Here is a 17542-nt window from a genome sequence, read left to right as displayed (position 1 = left end):
CAGCGCGGATGAAAAAGCCCGCCAAGGCGGGCCGGGTGTCCCTCAGGGGAGACACCGCGAAACCGGCTTCGCCGGGCCGCAGGTGTCGCCCCCTGCAAGGGGGTAGGCGCAGCGGACACGAAGTGCCGCGCAGCCCGGGGGTTAACCCTTCTTTGCTTCGCCGATCAGGTAGGTGACGACCTGGAGCACGTTGGTCATGTTGCCAGCGGTTTCGCCATCCACGTACCAGCGGCCGGCAACGGCCATCGCCGGCACCCCGGCCACCTTGTAGGCATCGGTCATCTGCGAGGCGCGCTTGGCCTTGCTGGCCACGCCGAACGAGGTGAAGACTTCCTTGAACTTGGCGCCGTCGAGGCCGTTGGCCGCGGCCCAGGCAATGATGTTGGCATCGCCGTTCACGTTCTGGCGCTGCTTGTGGATCGCGTTGAAGACCTTGGGCTGGAATTCGTCGACCTTGCCCATCGCTTCGAGCGCGTAGTACAGGCGCTGCTTGGCTTCGACGTCGTTGCCCACGAACGGCACCGGAATGCGGCGGAAGGCCACTTCCTTCGGGGCCGCCTTGGCCCAGGCCTCGAGCGCCGGCTCGAAGTCGTTGCAGTGCGGGCAGTTGTACGAGAAGAACTCGACCACTTCGATCTTGCCGGCCGGGGCATCGACCGGCACGCGCTTGTCGAGCACGAGGTACTGGGAGCCGGCCTTGGGCGCGAGCGCCTGGGCGCGGGCCGGGTTGGCGGCCAGCGAAAGCAGCCCGAGCGAAGTGGCGGCCAGCGAAAAGTCACGACGTTTCATTGAAAGAATTCTCCTGTTGTACGGCAGACTGAGCCGGCGCGCGGCGGGGAGTTCCCCCGATGCACAGTGCACACGGCGCGCCCAAGGCGATGGATGGTGGCGGCAAACGCCGCGCGGCGAAGCTTAAAGGCTATTCGTGGCAGTTGCTTGCTCAGCGCTGCACGCGGACCAGGGCCGACTCCAGGCCGCCGCCGTCGAGCCGCTCCTTGAGCCGGTCGGCCTCGTCCTTCTTGTTGAACGGGCCGGCACGGACACGGTAGACCGTGCGGCCGGCCTGCTCGCGCTCGGTGACCTTGGCCTCCACGCCCATCAGCGACAGCTTGGCGCGTTGGGCCTCGGCGTCGTCGGTGGTGCGGAAGGCGCCGGCCTGCACGAAGTACATGAACGGGTCGGAACCGGAGGATGCCGCCGCATTGCTGTTGCTGCTGCTCGGCGCGGCGGACGCCGTGGTCGTGCTGCCTGAGCCCGAGCCCGAGCCGGCGCCGATGCCCGCACGCGCCCGGGCGAGGTCACCCAGCGGATCGTTCGATGGCGGCAGCGCACTGGCTTCGGCCGGCACCGGCGCGGCGCGCGTCGGCTTGGGCGCGACCACCACGGGCACCGGTGCGGTCGCCGGGGGCGGCGGCGGCGTGCCGGGTGCGACGGCGGTGTTGGTGGCCGGCTCGCCGGTGACCGGGTTGACCGGACCGGCCGCGGCCGGCGGCGTGGGCCTGGCTGCGCCGGCCTTGCCGGCGAGCGGTGCGTTGGGGTCCCAATCGCGGTTCTTGCGGGCTTCGGCTTCGTCCTGCTCGGCGCCGCCCTTCTGCGTCTTGGTCACGAACGGGATCGGCACCTTGGTCACGTAGACCGCGATGCCCAGCGCGACCCCCAGGCCGAGCACCAGCCCGATGATCAGGCCGATGACGATGTTGCCGCGTTGTCTGGTTGTCTTCTTCATGGTGAGGTTCACATCTTGCTCGGCGCACTGACGCCGAGAATCGCGAGGCCATTGTGCAGCACCTGCGCACAGGCTGCGACAAGCGAAAGGCGGGCTTTTTTGAGCGTTTCGTCGTCAACAAGCACGCGTTCCGCGTCGTAGTAACTGTGCAGATTGGACGCCAGCTCGCGCAGGTAGAAGGTCACGTCGTGCGGCGCAAAATCCTTCGCTGCTGCTGTCAGCATCTCGGGATACTTGGCAAGCTGCAGCATGAGGGTCTGTGCCTGTGGCGCCTCCAATGAGGACAGATCGCTCGTGCTCAACGATGCGACTTCGCCACCCCAATCGCGCAGCATCTTGCAGATGCGCGCGTGCGCCATCTGCACGTAGTAGACCGGGTTGTCGTTGTTCTGAGCCAACGCCAGATCAATATCGAAGAGAAATTCGGTATCGGGCTTGCGGCTCAGCAGGAAGAAGCGCACGGCGTCCGTGCTGGTCCACTCGATCAGATCGCGCAGCGTGACGTAGCTGCCGGCGCGCTTGCTGATCTTGACCTCTTCGCCGCCCTTCATCACGCGCACCATGGTGTGCAGCACGTAGTCGGGGTAGCCCTCGGGGATGCCCTCGCCAGCCGCCTGCAGGCCGGCGCGCACGCGCGCGATGGTGCCGTGGTGGTCGGTGCCCTGGATGTTGACCACCTTGTGGAAGCCGCGCTCCCACTTGGCGATGTGATACGCGACGTCGGGCACGAAGTACGTGTACGTACCGTCCTGCTTCTTCATCACGCGGTCCTTGTCGTCGCCGTAGTCGGTCGACTTGAGCCACAGCGCGCCGTCCTGCTCATAGGTCTTGCCGGCGGCCACGAGCTTCTGCACCGCGGCCTCGACACGGCCGCTGGTGTAGAGGCTGGATTCGAGGTAATAGTTGTCGAAGCGGACGCGGAAGGCCTGCAGGTCCAGGTCCTGCTCGCGGCGCAGGTAGGCCACCGCGAATTCGCGGATCGCGTCGAGGTCGCCGATGTCGCCGCTCGCGGTGTACTCGCGGTCGTCCGACTTGACGGTCTTCTTCTGCTTGAAGTCTTCGGCGATGTCGGCGATGTAGTCGCCGTTGTAGGCGGGCGCCTTTTCGCCGCTCGGCCACTCGGGGTCGCCGGGCTTGAAGCCGCGGGCGCGCAGCTGCGTGCTGTTGGCCAGCGTCTGGATCTGCACGCCGGCGTCGTTGTAATAGAACTCGCGCCAGACGGTGTCGCCCTGGGAAGCGCGCAGGTTGCAGATGGCGTCGCCCAGCGCAGCCTGCCGGCCATGGCCCACGTGCAGCGGGCCGGTCGGGTTGGCCGAGACGAACTCGACCAGCACCTTCTCGCCGGTGGCGGGCTGCTGCCCGAAGGCGTCGCCGGCGGACAGCACTTCGCGCACGATCTGCTGCTTGGCGGCGGTCTTGAGGCGGATGTTGAGAAAACCGGGGCCGGCGATCTCGATGGCTTCGACCCATTGGCCGAAAGCGGGGGTGGCGAGCAGCGCGGCGCTCAGTTGCTCGGCCAGTTCGCGGGGCTTGCGGCCCAGCGGTTTGGCGAGCTGCATGGCGGCAGTGCTGGCGAAATCGCCATGCGCTGCCACCTTGGGCGATTCGAACGCGGCTTTGGAGCCGGCGCCGGGCGAGAGGGATTCGAGCGTGTTCGCGAGCGCCGCGAGCAGCTCCTGTTTGACCAATAGCATCTGCGAATTTTACCGGGGGCAAACCCGGACACAGTTAACCATCGTCATCCGATCGTTACCTTGGCCCGTTAGGAGGGTCGGCCCCGGGGCGGGGCACCTGTCACAACCCACCTTGCAAGGACATATCACCATGAAGAAGTTCCTTTCCCTGGTCGCCCTGGGCGCCTGTCTCTCCTTCGGCGCCGCACAGGCACAAGACAAGGCCCCGGCCAAAGCCCCGGCGCCTGTCGTCGTCGCTCCCGCTGCCACGCCAGCCACTCCAGCCACGCCTGCCACGCCCGCCGCTCCTGCGGCAAAAGCCCCTGCAGCGCCCGCCACCGCGGCGGCTCCCGCCGCCGGCGCGAGCTGCGAAGCCAAGGCCATCGACAAGAACGGCAAGCCGCTGGCCGGCGCCGCCAAGGGCAGCTTCATCAAGAAGTGCGAAAAAGACGCCAAGGCGGCCGCAGCGCCCGCTTGCGCAGCCAAGGCCGTCGACAAGAATGGCAAGCCGCTGGCCGGCGCCGCCAAGGGCAGCTTCATGAAGAAGTGCGAAAAGGACGCCAAGGCCTGAAGCCGCGCTGCGCTTCAGCCTGCGCAAACAGGGCCCGCCGCGTGCGGGCCTTTTTCATGGCCGCGACGCCGGCTACTTCAGCACGCTCAGCAGGTTGTTGAAGTCGTCGGTCCAGGGCCGCATGCCGGCCACCGGCGCAATGGCGGATGCCGCAGCACCTATCGGCTCGCGCGCCAGGGTTTGCGCATCGCGCGCGACCAGCACCCAGTCGGTGTCGCGCAGCCACGCGGTGTCGGAGGTGTCGTCGTGCACCAGCACCGCATGCAGGCCCTTGGACTCGGCGATCTTCGCGACCACCGGCGCCAGCGCCAGGAAGCGGTTGGTCACATGGAAGGCCACGATGCCGCCGGACCGCAGATGCCGCAGGTAGACATCCATCGCCTCGGCGGTGATCAGGTGGATAGGCACCGAGTCGCCCGAGAAGGCATCGACCGCCAGCACGTCGAAGCCCTGCGCCGGCTCGCCTTCCAGGGCCAGCCGCGCGTCGCCCAGCACCCGCTCGATCCTGGCGGGGCTGTCGCGCAGGAAGCTGAACTCGGTGTCGGCCAGCTCGAACACCTGCGGGTTGATCTCGTAGACGCGGTAGACGTCGCCGGCCCGGCCGTAGCCCGCGAGCGTTCCCGCGCCCAGTCCGATCAGGCCGACACGGCGCGGCCCCGCAGGGGCGGCAGCGATCGTGCGGCCGATGCCTGAGGTGCGGCCGTAGTAGGAGGTGGGCTCGCTGCGCCGTGCCGGCGCGAGGAACTGCTCGCCGTGCTTGACCGAGCCGTGGTACATCTGGCGCACGTCGTCGGCCGGGTCGTCGCGTCGCGTGTCGAGCGTGACCAGCGTGCCGTAGAAATTGCGCCGCAGGGTGCGCGCATCGGCCGTGTCGTCGCGCACCTGCAGCGACAGGAACCAGGCGCAGCAGCCCGCGACCGCCACGCTGGCCGCCAGCAGCCAGCGCCTGCTGCGCAGCACGGCCGCAGCCACCAGCGCCGTCAGCACGAGACCGATGCCCAGCTCGTAATAGGCGGGCAGCACCAGCGGCGCGACCAGCCCCACCGTCACGCCACCCAGCGCACCGCCGAGCGACAGCATCAGGTAGAAGCGCGTCAGATAGCGCGCGCCCGGCCGCAACCGGGCCATTTCGCCGTGCAGGAACATGCACAGCGCGAACAGGCCGGCCGCATAGATCGGCAGCGCGGTCTTGACGTTGGCGCCGATGCTGTCCTGCAGGCCGAAGGAACACAGCAGCAGCATCACGGCCGCGAGCGGCAGGAACACGCCACGCCGGTACCAGCGATCGCTCTCGAAGCACAGCACGAAGGTCAGCAGATAGAGCGAGAGCGGCAGCACCCAGAGAAAGGGAACGGCCGCCACGTTCTGGGTGATGTGGTTGGTCACCGCCAGCAACAGCCACGAGCCCAGCGCAGGCAGCGCGAGCCACAGCAGGTAGTCGGCTGCACGCGGCGGTTTTTTTTCAGGGGCGACGGCTGCGGCAGCCGCGCTGCCTGAAGCTTGCGGCAGTGGCACCGCATCGGCCCAGCGGCGCGCCACATACAGCGTGGTGCCGCTGCACAGCGCCACGAACGCGCCGTAGCCCCACGACCAGCCGTGCGCCTGCTGCAGCAGCGCGCTGCGCGGCTCGATCAGCACCGGATAGCTCAACAGCGAGAGCAGCGACGCCAGGTTCGACAGCGAGAAGTACCGGTACACCTGCGCGCCCCAGGGCGTGCGCGCCACCCACGACTGCACCAGCGGTCCGGTGGTCGAAAGCAGGAAGTACGGCAGGCCGATGGTGCCGAGCAGCAGGCCGAGGATCCACCAGGTCGGGTCTTCGGCGCCAGTCGGCTTCCAGCGTGCGCTGGTCACGATCGGCAGGAAGGCGAGGCTCGCGAGCAGCAGCGCGACGTGCAGCGCCGCCTGGGCGCGCACGCGAAGACGGCGCGTGATCCAGTCCGAATACGCATAGCCCGCGAGCAGCACGACCTGGAAGAACACCATGCAGATCGACCACACGGCGGCCGAGCCGCCGAACCACGGCAGGATCTGCTTGGCAATGAGCGGCTGGACCAGGAACAGCAGGAACGCGCTGCTGAAGATCGTGCCGGCAAACAGGAGCTGGATGCCGGCGGGTCCCATGCCGGCTTACTTGCCGAAGCCGCGTGCGAGGAACACGGCCACCAGCGGAATCAGCGCGATCAGGTGGGCCTGCACCATCACCAGCTTGCGCGTCTTCTTGATGTCTTCTTCCACCGGCAGCTTGCCTGTCGAACGCAGCGTCTTGCGCCAGCGGAAGTAGGTCAGCGTCGGGAAGATCGAAAGCACGCCGACGATGATGAACAGCCCCAGCTTCACATGCAGCAGCGGGTTGGTCCAGTACCAGGCCGTGCCCTTCACGCCCCACCAGGTGCGCGCGATGCCGGTGGCGAGCACCGCGATGGCGGCGATGCCGTAGACCATGTCGACCTTGGCGAGCCGCTCGACCACCGCGGCGTTGAGCCACTGGACGCGGCACAGCGCGGCTTCACTGGAGATGAACACGACCATCGTGAGGATGGCGAGCAAATGCACGTAGGCGAGGATGGCTTCGAGGGTCATCGATGGCTTTCTTCCGGAACGGGTTGCAAATGCAAACAGATTGTGACGCCGCCGGTGCGCCTTAAGGCATGCCTCCCCAGAATTCAGGCCGTCCGTATTGATCCTTGAGGAAATCGAGCCACAGTCGCACCCGCAGCGGCAGGTGCTTGGCGCCCGCGAACACCGCATAGATGCCATTGGGCGGTGCGGCGAAATCGTCGAGCAGCGGCACGAGCAGGCCGGCGTCGATCTCGGCCTCGACCTCCCAGGTGCTGCGCCAGGCGATGCCGTGGCCGGCCAGGCACCAGTCGTGCAGCACCTGTCCATCGGAGCAGTCGAGCGGGCCGCTGGGGCGCAGGTGGATCAGCTCCTGGGTACCGCCTTCGGCCGTAATGCGAAAGGCCCAACCGCGCGTCTGCGAGGCATCGCTCGACAGCGTCAGGCAGGCAAAGCGCGACAGCTCGCCCGGGTGCTTCGGCGTGCCGTGGCGGCGCAGGAACTCGGGTGTCGCCACGCAGCGGCGGCGGTTGTCCGCGAGCCGTACGCTCACCAATGAAGAGTCGGGCAGGTCGCCCACGCGCACTGCGCAGTCGAAGCTTTCGCCGGTGACGTCGACCACGCGGTCGCTGAGGTTGAGCGAGATCGTCACCTCGGGATGCATCGCATGAAAGCGCGGCACCAGCGGCGCGACGTGGCGGCGCCCGAAGCCGGCCGGCGCAGTGACGCGCAGATGGCCGCTGGCCTTGACGCCGCCGGCACTCACGCTGGCCTCGGCGTTGGCGAACTCGGCCAGCAAGCGCTGGCAGTCCTCGAGAAAGGCGCTGCCCTCGTGCGTGAGCGTGATGCGGCGCGTGGTGCGCACCAGCAGCTTGACGCCCAGCCGCTCCTCGAGCGCGTCGAGCCGCCGCCCCATGATCGCGGGCGCCACGCCCTCGGCCTTGGCCGCGGCCGTGAGACCGCCGCGGGTCGCCACCGAGACGAAGGATTCGAGTTGCTTCAGGCGGTCCATGGGGCGGGAACTATATCGCCCGCCGCCGGGGATCAGTCGCCTGTCGTGATGCCGTGCGTCCTGAGCACGGCGATTTCCGCGTCGCTGTAGCCCACTTCTTTCAGCAGCGCGTTGCTGTGCTCGCCGATATGCGGCGGCTGCAGGCGGATGCCGGGGCGCTCGCCGCCGAGCGTGAAGGGCATCAGCGGCACCCTGGCCTCGCTGCCGTCGTTCATGCGCACCGGCGCGAGGCCGCCGGTGGCGTTGAGGTGCGGATCGTCAAACAGCTCCTGCGGCTTGGTGATGGGCGCGAAAGGCAGCTCGTTCTTCTCGAACACCGCGGCGAGCTCGGCCGCGCTGTGGCCCGCGAGGTGCGAGCGCAGGATCGGCATCATCCAGTCGCGCGCACGCACGCGGTCGTTGTTGGTCTTCAGGCGCGGATCGGCCAGCATCTCTTCGAGGCCGAAGGCCTTGCAGAAGATGGCCCACTGCTTGTCGCTCACCGCCGCGAGGAAGATCTGCTCGCCGTCCTTCACGGTAAACACGTCGTACACCGCCCAGGCCGAGATGCGGCTCGGCATCGGGTCGGCGGCCTTGCCGGTGGCGGCGAACTGCATCATGTGCTGCGCGACCAGGAACACGTTGTTCTCGAACAGCGCGGCCTGCACCTCGCAGCCCTTGCCCGTGGCATCGCGCTGGCGCAGCGCGGCCATCGCGCCGATGGCGCCGAACATGCCGCCCATGATGTCGTTCACGCTGGTGCCCGCGCGCAGCGGGTCGCCGGAGCGGCCGGTCATGTAGGCGAGGCCGCCCATCATCTGCACCACCTCGTCGAGCGCGGTGCGGTGGTCGTACGGGCCGGGCAGGAAGCCCTTGTGGCTCACGTAGATGAGGCGCGGGTTGAGCTTGGCCAGCGTGTCGTAGTCGAGCCCCAGCTTCTTCATGGTGCCGGGCTTGAAGTTCTCGCTCACGATGTCGGCGGTGGCGATCAGGCGCAGCGCGGCCTCCACGCCTTCGGGCTTCTTGAGGTCGAGCGCAATGCTCTTCTTGTTGCGGTTGAAGGTCGGGAAAAAACCCGAGCCCGAACCGAGCAGGCGGCGCGTGCTGTCGCCCTCGATGGGCTCGACCTTGATGACCTCGGCGCCGAGGTCGGCCAGCAGCAGTCCGCAGGTCGGGCCCATCACCATGTGGGTGAATTCGACGACGCGGACGCCGGCGTAGGGAAGTGGGTTGGCTTCAGACATGTGCGTTGGTTTCCTGGACAAAGCCCTGAACAAAACCTCTGGGCAGGCCGGCTTCGGGCGTCATGCCGTAGACCGGTTCGCCGGGCAGGCCGGCCATGAGCGGCGCGCGCGCCGCAATGAGTTTCCCGATGTCGATGCCGGTGCGAACGCCCATGGCCTCGAACATGAAGACGAGGTCTTCGGTGACGGCATTGCCCGAGGCGCCGGGCGCGTAGGGGCAGCCGCCGAGACCGCCGAGCGAGGCGTCGAAGGTGCGCACGCCCTCGTCCCAGGCGGCGAGGCAGTTCGCGATGCCGAGGCCGCGGGTGTTGTGCATGTGGGCCGCACCCGCGTGCTGGCCGATTTCTGCACGCAGGCGCTTGAAGAGGCGGCGCACCTGCGCGGGATTGGCATAGCCCACGGTGTCGGAAAGGCCCGACTCRTCGGCGCCGGCCTCGACGCATTGCGCGGCGAGGCGGATCACGTCGTCCTCCGGCACCAGCCCCTGCAGCGTGCAGCCGAAGGCGGTGGAGATGCCCGCTTCGAGCAACACCCGCGGCGCGATGGCGCGGCGCAGTTCGGAGATGGCGCGCACCTCCTCGACCATCTCGGCCGGCGTCTTGCGTACGTTGGCGAGCGAGTGCGCCACGCTGGCCGAGACCGGCATCGTGAGCTTGTGCACGCCGGCTTCGAGCGCGGCCTGCGCGCCCTTGCGGTTGGGCACCAGCGCCATCACGGTGAGGCCGGGCAGCGTGATCGCATGGCGCACCACCTCGGCGGCGTCGGCCATCTGCGGCAGCAGCTTCGCGGGCACGAACGAAGCGACCTCGATCTCGCGCACGCCGGCAGCGTAGAGCGCGTCGATCCAGCGCAGCTTGTCGGCGGTCGGCATGGTGGCCTTGACCGATTGCAGGCCGTCGCGCGGACCGACCTCGCTGATGAGGACGTCGGGGGGTGTCATCGAATTCGTCTCCTTGAAGCGATCGGATGTTGATCGCTTGACAGTTCTATCTAACAGAACTAAATTCCGCCAAACAGAATTAAACCGCCGATCGACTTTCACTGTCAAGTCACGCCATGCCCCGCAAAGCCCAGACCGAATCGGTTTCCGACCTCAATGCCGCTCCCGGCGGTGCCGCCGCGGTCGACCGCGCGCTGAGCTTGCTCTCGGCGTTCCAGCCAGGCGACGAAGCGCTGACGCTTGCGCAGTTCGCCGAGCGCACGCAGCTCTACAAGAGCACGGTGTTGCGGCTGCTGGCTTCGCTCGAACATGCACGGCTGATCCGCCGGCAGGACGATGGGCGCTATGCGCTGGGCATGGAGATCGCGCGGCTGCACGGGCTCTATGCGGCGTCGCAGTCGCTCGACCGCATCGTGCTGCCGGTGCTGCGCGCGCTGGCCGCCACCACCGGCGAGAGCGCGGCGTACCACGTGCGGCAAGAGCAGGGCGACAGCTGGGTGCGGCTGTGCCAGTTCCGGGTCGATTCATCACATGTGGTGCGTGACCATGTGCGGGCGGGCGACCTGCTGCCCAACGACCGCGGTGCGGGTGCGCGCGTGCTGATCGCCTTCGGACCCGAGGCCGAGCGGCCGCGCGGCGCCAAGGAACGCAAGCTGTACGACGCGATCCGCGCGCAGGGCTGCTGCGCACTGGTAGGCGACCGCACGGCCGAACTGGCGGGCATCTCGGCGCCGGTGTTCCATGCGGACGGCAGCCTCGCCGCGGCGGTCACGCTGACGATGCCGACGCACCGCTACGACGAGGGCTACATCGAGCCCGTGCGCGCTGCGGCGCGGGAGCTCAGCGGGCAGGTGTGACGGCCTTCTTTCTTGCTCCTTCCCCTTCCGGGGGAAGGCTGGGATGGGGGCAAGCGGCCTTTGAACAGGCTGCGGCGCATCGATCGCCGTCGTGCCCCCACCCCGCCCTCCCCCGGGAGGGGAGGGAGAAATGCGGGGTCAGCGCAGCGCAGCGAGCACGGCCTGGTTCTGTTCGGGCAGGCCGACGCTCACGCGCAGCCATTGCGGCAGGCCGTAGGGCCCGAGCAGCGAGACCTCGATGCCGGCGGCCAGCAGGCGTGCATGCACGGCCTGGGCATCGCCGACCTGCACCATCAGGAAGTTGCCCGACGAGGGGATGTACGTGAGGCCCAGTTCGGCGAAGCCCGCGGCGAGCTGGTCGCGTCCGGCCGTGTTGAGTTCATAGGTGCGTGCGAGGAAGTCGGCATCGCCCAGCGCCGCCACCGCCGCCGCCTGGGCCGGCGTCGTCACGTTGAAGCGCGGGCGCTGCGCGTTCATGCGCGCCGTCAGCGCCGGCTGCGACACGCCATAGCCGATGCGCAGCCCGGCCAGGCCGAAGGCCTTGGAGAAGGTGCGCGCCACGATCAGGTTGGGCAGGCGCCGCACCCATTCGATGCTGTTGTAGCGCTGCGCGGGCGAGAGGTACTCGGTGTAGGCCTCGTCGAGCAGCACCGTCACGTGTGCGGGCACCGATTGCAGAAAGGCCAGCAGCGGCGCAGCATCGATGAAGGTGCCGGTGGGGTTGTTCGGGTTGGCGACGAAGACCAGTTTCGTGTCGTCGCCGATGGCGGCGCGCATCGCGTCGAGGTCGTGCCCGAAGTCGCGCGACGGCACGACGGTGGCGCGCGCATGGGCATGCGCCGTGGCCTGCGCGTAGACGATGAAGCCGTACTGCGAGTAGACGACGCCCTCGCCCGGCTTCAGGCTCACCTGCGCCGCGAGTTCGAGGATTTCGCTCGACCCGCTGCCGAGCGTGAGCCACTCGGGCGGCACGTCGAGCCGGGCGGCGAGCGCATTCTTGAGCGCCGTGCCGTTGCTGTCGGGATAGTTGCCGGCGCCCTCGAGGGCGGCTGCGGCGGCGCGGCGGGCCGACTCGGGCATGCCGAGCGGGTTTTCGTTGGAAGCCAGGAGGATCATTGCGGCAGGGTCGGATTATTTAAGAAGTTAAATATATCCCGCGTTTGCGCCGCGCACCTATCAGTGCCTACCCTTTGAGCAGAAAGACGCAACCCAGGCAATTACATTCATTTTTGTCACAGATAAATCCCGATTTCGGCTCTTACTCGTCAGCAAAGTATCGAATAAAGTTCGTGCACCTGCCTCTGACATCCTTCGTCTTTTGATTTCCGTATTGCGTTCCCAAGGAGAGAAACCCATGACCGCCCGCACCACCACCCACGGCCTCGAGGTTGCGACCGAGCTCCACCGCTTCATCGAAGAAAAAGTCCTGCCCGCCAGCGGCGTGGCCAGCGACGTCTTCTGGAAAGGCTTCGACGCCATCGTCAGCGACCTCGCACCGAAGAACATCGCCCTGCTCGCCGAGCGCGACCGCCTGCAGACCGAGCTGGACACCTGGCACAAGAAGAACCCCGGCCCGATCGCCGACATGCCGGCTTACCGCGCCTTCCTCGAAAAGATCGGCTACCTGCTGCCGCAGCCCAAGGGCGTGAAGGCAACGACCGCGAACGTCGACTCCGAACTCGCACTGCAGGCCGGCCCGCAGCTGGTGGTGCCGATCCTGAACGCGCGCTACGCGCTCAACGCCGCCAACGCGCGCTGGGGTTCGCTGTACGACGCGCTCTACGGCACCGATGCCATCTCCGAAGCCGGCGGCGCCGAAAAGGGCAAGGGCTACAACCCCGTGCGTGGCGCCAAGGTCATCGAGTTCGCGCGCAACGTGCTCGACCAGGCCGCGCCGCTGGCCAACGGCTCGCACAAGAACGCCACCGGCTACAGCGTGAAGGACGGCAAGCTGGTCGTCGCACTGCAAAGCAGCAGCACCGGCCTGGCCGACCCCGCGCAGTTCATCGGCTACCAGGGCGATGCGGCGGCACCGTCTTCCGTGCTGCTGAAGCACAACGGCATCCACCTCGACATCTGCATCGACCGCAACACCGCCATCGGCAAGGCCGACGCGGCCGGCGTGAGCGACCTGGTGCTCGAAGCCGCGCTCTCGACCATCCTGGACCTCGAAGACTCGGTGGCCGTGGTCGACGCCGCCGACAAGGTGGTCGCGTACGCGAACTGGCTCGGCATCGTCGAAGGCACGCTGACGGAAGAAGTCGCCAAGGGCGGCAAGACCTTCACGCGCGGCCTCAACGCCGACCGCGAATACACCGGCGCCGACGGCCAGCCCGTCAAGCTGCACGGCCGCTCGCTGATGTTCCTGCGCAATGTGGGCCACCTGATGACCAACCCCGCCGTGCTCTACGCGGGCGGCAAGGAAATCCCCGAAGGCATCCTCGATGCCGTGGTGACCACCACCATCGCCACCATCGACCTGAAGCGCAAGGGCAACTCGCGCACCGGCAGCATCTACATCGTGAAGCCCAAGATGCACGGCCCGGCCGAAGTGGCCTTCGCGAGCGAGCTGTTCGGCCGCGTCGAGCAGCTGCTCGGCCTGCCCGCCAACACCGTGAAGCTCGGCATCATGGACGAGGAGCGCCGCACCAGCGTCAACCTCAAGGCCTGCATCGCCGAGGCCGCCGCGCGCGTGGCCTTCATCAACACCGGTTTTCTCGACCGCACCGGCGACGAGATGCACACCGCCATGCAGGGCGGCCCGATGATCCGCAAGGGCGACATGAAGTCGAGCGCGTGGATCGGCGCCTACGAAAAGAACAATGTGCTGGTCGGCCTGTCGTGCGGCCTGCGCGGCAAGGCGCAGATCGGCAAGGGCATGTGGGCCATGCCCGACCTGATGGCCGCGATGCTCGAGCAGAAGATCGGCCACCCCAAGGCCGGCGCCAACACCGCCTGGGTGCCCTCGCCCACCGCCGCTACGCTGCATGCGCTGCACTACCACCAGGTGAGCGTGACCGCGGTGCAGCAGGAGCTTGAAAAGATCGACGCCGACGGCGAGCGCGACAACATCCTCAATGCGCTGCTGCAGGTGCCGATCGCAGCCGTTGCCCGGTGGACGCCCGAAGAACGCCAGCAGGAAATCGACAACAACGTGCAGGGCATCCTCGGCTACGTGGTGCGCTGGGTCGACCAGGGCGTGGGCTGCTCGAAGGTGCCCGACATCCACAACGTCGGCCTGATGGAAGACCGCGCCACGCTGCGCATCTCGAGCCAGCACATCGCCAACTGGCTGCTGCATGGCGTGGTGACCAAGGCGCAGGTCGACGAGACCTTCCAGCGCATGGCCAAGGTGGTCGACGAACAGAACGCGGGCGACCCGCTGTACCAGCCGATGGCCGGCAACTTCGCGACCTCGGCCGCCTACAAGGCCGCGCAGGAACTGGTCTTCAAGGGCATCGAGCAGCCCAGCGGCTACACCGAACCGCTGCTGCATGCATGGCGCCTGAAGGTCAAGGGCGAAGCCTGACCTGCGACCCCGGCACCCTGCCGGGGCTTGAGCGAACGAACGGCGCCCGAGGGCGCCGTTCTGCATCTGGGGCAGCGTGCCGGTAGCATTCACGCCGCTCTCCCTTCTTTCGGATCCTTCCCCTCTCGATGAACACGAACGCGGCATCGCCGTCCCCGCCGCGCTGGTCGACCTCGGCGGCCGCCATGCTCGTGGCATTGGCCTCGGCCTTCGCGCTGAGCCAGGCCTTCCGCACCGTCGGCGCCATGATGGCCACGCCGCTCGCCGGCCACTTCGGCCTGACACCCCAGCAACTCGGCACGTGGGCAGGCACCTTTCACTTCATGTTCGGCATCATGCAGCTCGCGATGGGCGTGTCGATCGACATGTTCGGCGTGCGCCGCACGGTGCTCACCGCCTTTCCGCTGGCCATCGCGGGCGCCGCGTTGTGCGCGGTGGCATCGAGCTTCCACGCGCTGCTGCTGGGGCAGGCGCTGATCGGCGTCGGCTGCGCACCGGCGTTCCTGGCCTGCACGGTGTTCATCGCGCGGCATTTCGATGCCTCGCGCTTCACCGCGATGTCGGGGCTGGTGATGAGCCTCGCGGGGCTGGGCATCCTGTTCACCGGCACGCCGCTGGCGCTGCTGATCGAAGCCTCGTCATGGCGCGCCGGCTACGCTGTGCTGGCCGCGTTCGCAGTGCTCTCGTGGGTCGTCATCTTCTGGCGCGTGCGCGAACCGGCGCGCGCGGTGGATCACGCGACCGCGCAGGCAGCACCGGCCGAACGCCAGTCCCTGCGCAAGGCGGTGCGCGAGCTGCTGCCGCTGTTCGCGATGCCGCACACCCTGGGGCTGCTGTGCTTCGCGTGCGTGTCGTATGCAGCCTTCATCACCTTGCGCGGCCTGTGGCTCGGACCGGTGCTGCACGAGCGCCATGGCCTGTCGCTCGTCGCAAGCGGCAATGTGGCGCTGGTCATGACCATCGCCGGCATGATCAGCCCGGCGCTGTTCGGCCGCCTGGACCCGGGCCCCGCACGGCGCGCGCACTGGATGATGGGCTGCGCATCCGCCGGCGCGCTGATGTTCGGCGCGATGGGGCTCGCGCATTCGCGCGCAGTGGACATCGGCCTGCCGATCGTCTACGGCCTTCTCTCGGGCTACGGCGTGCTGCAGTACGCGTACACCAGGAACGCCTACCCGGCGGCCATGACCGGGCGCGCCATGGCGCTGCTCAACATGGCGATGTTCCTCGGCGTGTCGCTCACGCAATGGACGACAGGCGTGGCCGCATCGTGGGGCGTGGCCCACGGCGTCGAACCGTTCCGCGCGGTGTTTCTCACGGTCGCTGGGATGCTGGCCGCGGGCACGATCGCGTTTCTTGTGCTGCCGCGGGCTCCGGCATCGGCACGCCCGTCTTGAGCGCGCGGAAGACCGGAACCGCACCGCTCAAGCGTCGCCGCCGAGGCGCGCCTGCACGGCCCGGCGACTCAGCTGCCGCTTGGCAGCCGCGTAGACATCGTGGCGTCCGTACATGCCGAAATGGGTGGGCAGGCTGGGCGCGTGGCGCTGAGCGGCACCGCTGCGCGTGACGAGGCTGCGACGCAGCACGTCGTAGCGTTTCTCCTCCGACTGCGCCGCGTCCGCTCTTTCGGGAAACTGCACCAGCGTGACCTCGAACCAGCATCCGTCGACACGGTGCCATTGCGTGGTCTCGTCGATCACGTGGTAGGCCGCACAGGGCGTATCGCCACGCTTTTCGGCCCAGGTTTTGCGGCCTGCCTTCTGCGCCGCACGCGCCTCGCGCAACCGCCGGTTGGGCAGCAGGATGCCGGTGACCGGATGCACGAACAGCTCGACGTCCGGCGCATCGCTCAACGGCACGCGAAGACGGTTCCCCCACCGACGCGGCGGCACCCACACCTCGCCCTCGTGGAACTCGGCCTTGCGCACGACGAAGTCGTCGATGTGCTGAAAGATGTGCGCCTGCACCGTGCTGCGGCGGTCGATGCCGCTGCACAGTTCGGCGTACACCTTGTCCCACGGCCGGTGCACCTGCTTGTGCAGCCAGCGCTTGAGCGGCGCGAGGTTTTCGTTGAGCCGCTTCGGGTGGCTGTAGCCACGCTGCATGCCCAGGTGCGAACCGCGCTCCTTGCTGTTGCGCCAGTTGCGCCCGTCGCCCTGCACACCGCCGCCGCGACGCGGCCGTTCGACGATGACCTTGTCCATGTCTTCGCGCATGTCAGTCCTCCCGTCCGAGGCTGCGTGCAGCCTTCTGCAGCGCGACCTTCTGCGCGCGCCGCTCGGCGCGGTGCGTGCGCAAGTGACGCCCGGCACCCTGGCTCGATTCGCGGCGTGCCATCGCGGCCACCACGGGATTGCGCGGTGCCGTTGCCGGCACCGAAAAGTAAAACCGGCCCAGACGTTTCTCGTCGTCGCGGGCCTTTCGTTGAGCACTCATGTGCGCACACTCCAAAAACAAAAAGGCCCCGGCGAATGGCTGCGCGGGGCCTTTGTCGATGGGCCTCGGCGGATGCATGGATGCACATCCGGCCGGGGCGGTCGGTGTGCGGATCAGGTGTTCAGAAAACGGTTCATTGAATGGAGTTGTCGCCCGGGAGGTTGGTCGTCGCCAGGCGAGAGGGAAAAACGGTTGCTGAAAAACGAAGGGCGGATTTTGGCGAGCACGCCAACGATGCGCAAGCGCTGCATGAATCGCTGTGGTGCAAAGCCGACGCGGCTTCGTCCGCGAATCCAATCGCGCATCCGCGCCGTATTGCTCTCAAGCGCTTCGCGCCTCCGAGCTGTTGGCGGTTTCCACAGAGCACTTCAAGAACCATTCTTTCCAGGAGCCTTCCATGAAAAAACTCATGATTGCAGTCGGTGTTTCGGTCCTGCTCGGCGCTTGCACGGGCGGCATGGGCATGAGCGGCAGCAGCGCATCGAACCCGATGGTCGGCGGCGCACCGATGTACCCGACGAAGGACATCGTCGACAACGCGGTGAATTCGAAGGACCACACGACGCTGGTCGCCGCAGTCAAGGCCGCGGACCTGGTCGGCACGCTCAAGAGTTCGGGCCCCTTCACCGTGTTCGCACCGACCAACGCCGCCTTCGCCGCGCTGCCGGCCGGTACGGTCGACACGCTGCTCAAGCCCGAGAACAAGCCCACGCTGACCAAGGTGCTGACCTACCACGTGGTGCCCGGCCGGATGGACGGCCCGGCGCTCATGAGCGCGATCAACGCGGGCGGTGGCAAGGCCACGCTGAAAACCGCGAGCGGCGGGACGCTGACCGCGACGATGAGCGGCAGCAACGTGGTGGTGACCGATGCCAAGGGCGGCGCGGCCACGGTGACGATCGCCAACGTCTACCAATCGAACGGCGTGATCCACGTCGTCAACAAGGTGCTGCTGCCGGGTTGATCGTTCGCGCGCAGTTCGCGGGCGCGTTCGGGGGGACACGGCCGTTGTGCCG

At 67.8% G+C, this 17542-nt stretch carries 15 protein-coding genes and 1 pseudogene; 5 read left to right on the top strand and 11 right to left on the bottom strand.

What is annotated here, in order from left to right:
- Positions 1 to 141: 141 nt before the first annotated feature.
- From AC1DXX_RS10330 to argS, 3 genes are all read right to left on the bottom strand, one after another.
- Positions 142 to 789 carry a thiol:disulfide interchange protein DsbA/DsbL gene (locus tag AC1DXX_RS10330; RefSeq protein WP_478134086.1) on the bottom strand — a complete coding sequence of 216 codons (648 nt, stop codon included), beginning with the start codon at positions 787 to 789 and terminating at the stop codon, positions 142 to 144.
- A 151-nt stretch (positions 790 to 940) separates the two neighbouring features.
- Positions 941 to 1726 carry an SPOR domain-containing protein gene (locus AC1DXX_RS10325; RefSeq protein WP_478134085.1) on the bottom strand — a complete coding sequence of 262 codons (786 nt, stop codon included), beginning with the start codon at positions 1724 to 1726 and terminating at the stop codon, positions 941 to 943.
- Positions 1727 to 1734: 8 nt separating this feature from the next.
- On the bottom strand, positions 1735 to 3420 hold the full coding sequence (gene argS / locus AC1DXX_RS10320; protein WP_478134084.1) for an arginine--tRNA ligase: 1686 nt from the start codon (positions 3418 to 3420) through the stop codon (positions 1735 to 1737).
- A 130-nt stretch (positions 3421 to 3550) separates the two neighbouring features.
- On the opposite strand from argS, the gene AC1DXX_RS10315 reads away from it, so the two are divergent.
- On the top strand, positions 3551 to 3970 hold the full coding sequence (locus tag AC1DXX_RS10315; protein WP_478134083.1) for a hypothetical protein: 420 nt from the start codon (positions 3551 to 3553) through the stop codon (positions 3968 to 3970).
- 72 nt (positions 3971 to 4042) lie between these two features.
- Here AC1DXX_RS10315 and AC1DXX_RS10310 read toward each other — a convergent pair whose 3' ends face one another.
- The 5 genes from AC1DXX_RS10310 to AC1DXX_RS10290 all read right to left on the bottom strand — a co-directional run bounded on the left by AC1DXX_RS10310 (position 4043) and on the right by AC1DXX_RS10290 (position 9704).
- Positions 4043 to 6094: a fused MFS/spermidine synthase gene (locus tag AC1DXX_RS10310; protein WP_478134082.1), complete on the bottom strand. Its 2052-nt coding sequence runs from the start codon at positions 6092 to 6094 to the stop codon at positions 4043 to 4045.
- A gap of 6 nt (positions 6095 to 6100) precedes the next feature.
- Positions 6101 to 6553: a DUF2214 family protein gene (locus tag AC1DXX_RS10305; protein WP_478134081.1), complete on the bottom strand. Its 453-nt coding sequence runs from the start codon at positions 6551 to 6553 to the stop codon at positions 6101 to 6103.
- A 61-nt stretch (positions 6554 to 6614) separates the two neighbouring features.
- The gene (locus AC1DXX_RS10300) at positions 6615 to 7541 is read right to left on the bottom strand and encodes a LysR family transcriptional regulator (RefSeq protein WP_478134080.1); all 927 of its coding nucleotides are present in this window, start codon (positions 7539 to 7541) and stop codon (positions 6615 to 6617) included.
- A 32-nt stretch (positions 7542 to 7573) separates the two neighbouring features.
- On the bottom strand, positions 7574 to 8764 hold the full coding sequence (locus AC1DXX_RS10295) for a CaiB/BaiF CoA transferase family protein (RefSeq protein ID WP_478134079.1): 1191 nt from the start codon (positions 8762 to 8764) through the stop codon (positions 7574 to 7576).
- Positions 8757 to 9704: a hydroxymethylglutaryl-CoA lyase gene (locus AC1DXX_RS10290; RefSeq protein ID WP_478134078.1), complete on the bottom strand. Its 948-nt coding sequence runs from the start codon at positions 9702 to 9704 to the stop codon at positions 8757 to 8759. The genes AC1DXX_RS10295 and AC1DXX_RS10290 overlap by 8 nt, the downstream gene beginning before the upstream one ends.
- Before the next feature lie 116 nt (positions 9705 to 9820).
- On the opposite strand from AC1DXX_RS10290, the gene AC1DXX_RS10285 reads away from it, so the two are divergent.
- Positions 9821 to 10561, top strand: a complete 741-nt coding sequence (locus AC1DXX_RS10285; RefSeq protein WP_478134077.1) for an IclR family transcriptional regulator — start codon at positions 9821 to 9823, stop codon at positions 10559 to 10561.
- A 138-nt stretch (positions 10562 to 10699) separates the two neighbouring features.
- Here the strand turns inward: AC1DXX_RS10285 and hisC are convergent.
- A pseudogene (gene hisC, locus AC1DXX_RS10280) lies at positions 10700 to 11689 on the bottom strand (histidinol-phosphate transaminase); the annotation flags it as partial.
- Positions 11690 to 11915: 226 nt separating this feature from the next.
- Between hisC and AC1DXX_RS10275 the strand changes: the two are divergent.
- Together AC1DXX_RS10275 and AC1DXX_RS10270 are read left to right on the top strand one after the other, a co-directional pair.
- A complete protein-coding gene (locus tag AC1DXX_RS10275; protein ID WP_478134076.1) occupies positions 11916 to 14090 on the top strand; it encodes a malate synthase G in 2175 nt (724 codons plus the stop codon).
- 128 nt (positions 14091 to 14218) lie between these two features.
- Complete coding sequence (locus tag AC1DXX_RS10270) at positions 14219 to 15487, top strand: MFS transporter (RefSeq protein ID WP_478134075.1); 1269 nt, start codon at positions 14219 to 14221, stop codon at positions 15485 to 15487.
- A gap of 27 nt (positions 15488 to 15514) precedes the next feature.
- On the opposite strand, the gene AC1DXX_RS10265 is transcribed toward AC1DXX_RS10270, so the two are convergent.
- Positions 15515 to 16306: a hypothetical protein gene (locus AC1DXX_RS10265; protein WP_478134074.1), complete on the bottom strand. Its 792-nt coding sequence runs from the start codon at positions 16304 to 16306 to the stop codon at positions 15515 to 15517.
- Position 16307: 1 nt separating this feature from the next.
- Positions 16308 to 16526: a hypothetical protein gene (locus AC1DXX_RS10260; RefSeq protein ID WP_478134073.1), complete on the bottom strand. Its 219-nt coding sequence runs from the start codon at positions 16524 to 16526 to the stop codon at positions 16308 to 16310.
- 457 nt (positions 16527 to 16983) lie between these two features.
- Between AC1DXX_RS10260 and AC1DXX_RS10255 the strand changes: the two genes are divergently transcribed.
- Positions 16984 to 17490, top strand: a complete 507-nt coding sequence (locus tag AC1DXX_RS10255; protein ID WP_478134140.1) for a fasciclin domain-containing protein — start codon at positions 16984 to 16986, stop codon at positions 17488 to 17490.
- The last annotated feature ends 52 nt before the right edge of the window (positions 17491 to 17542 follow it).

The sequence above is a fragment of the Variovorax sp. P4_B10 genome (genome assembly GCF_056402375.1).
The sequence above is the reverse complement of the archived record's forward strand: the minus strand, read 5'-3'. Positions and strand labels throughout refer to the sequence as shown.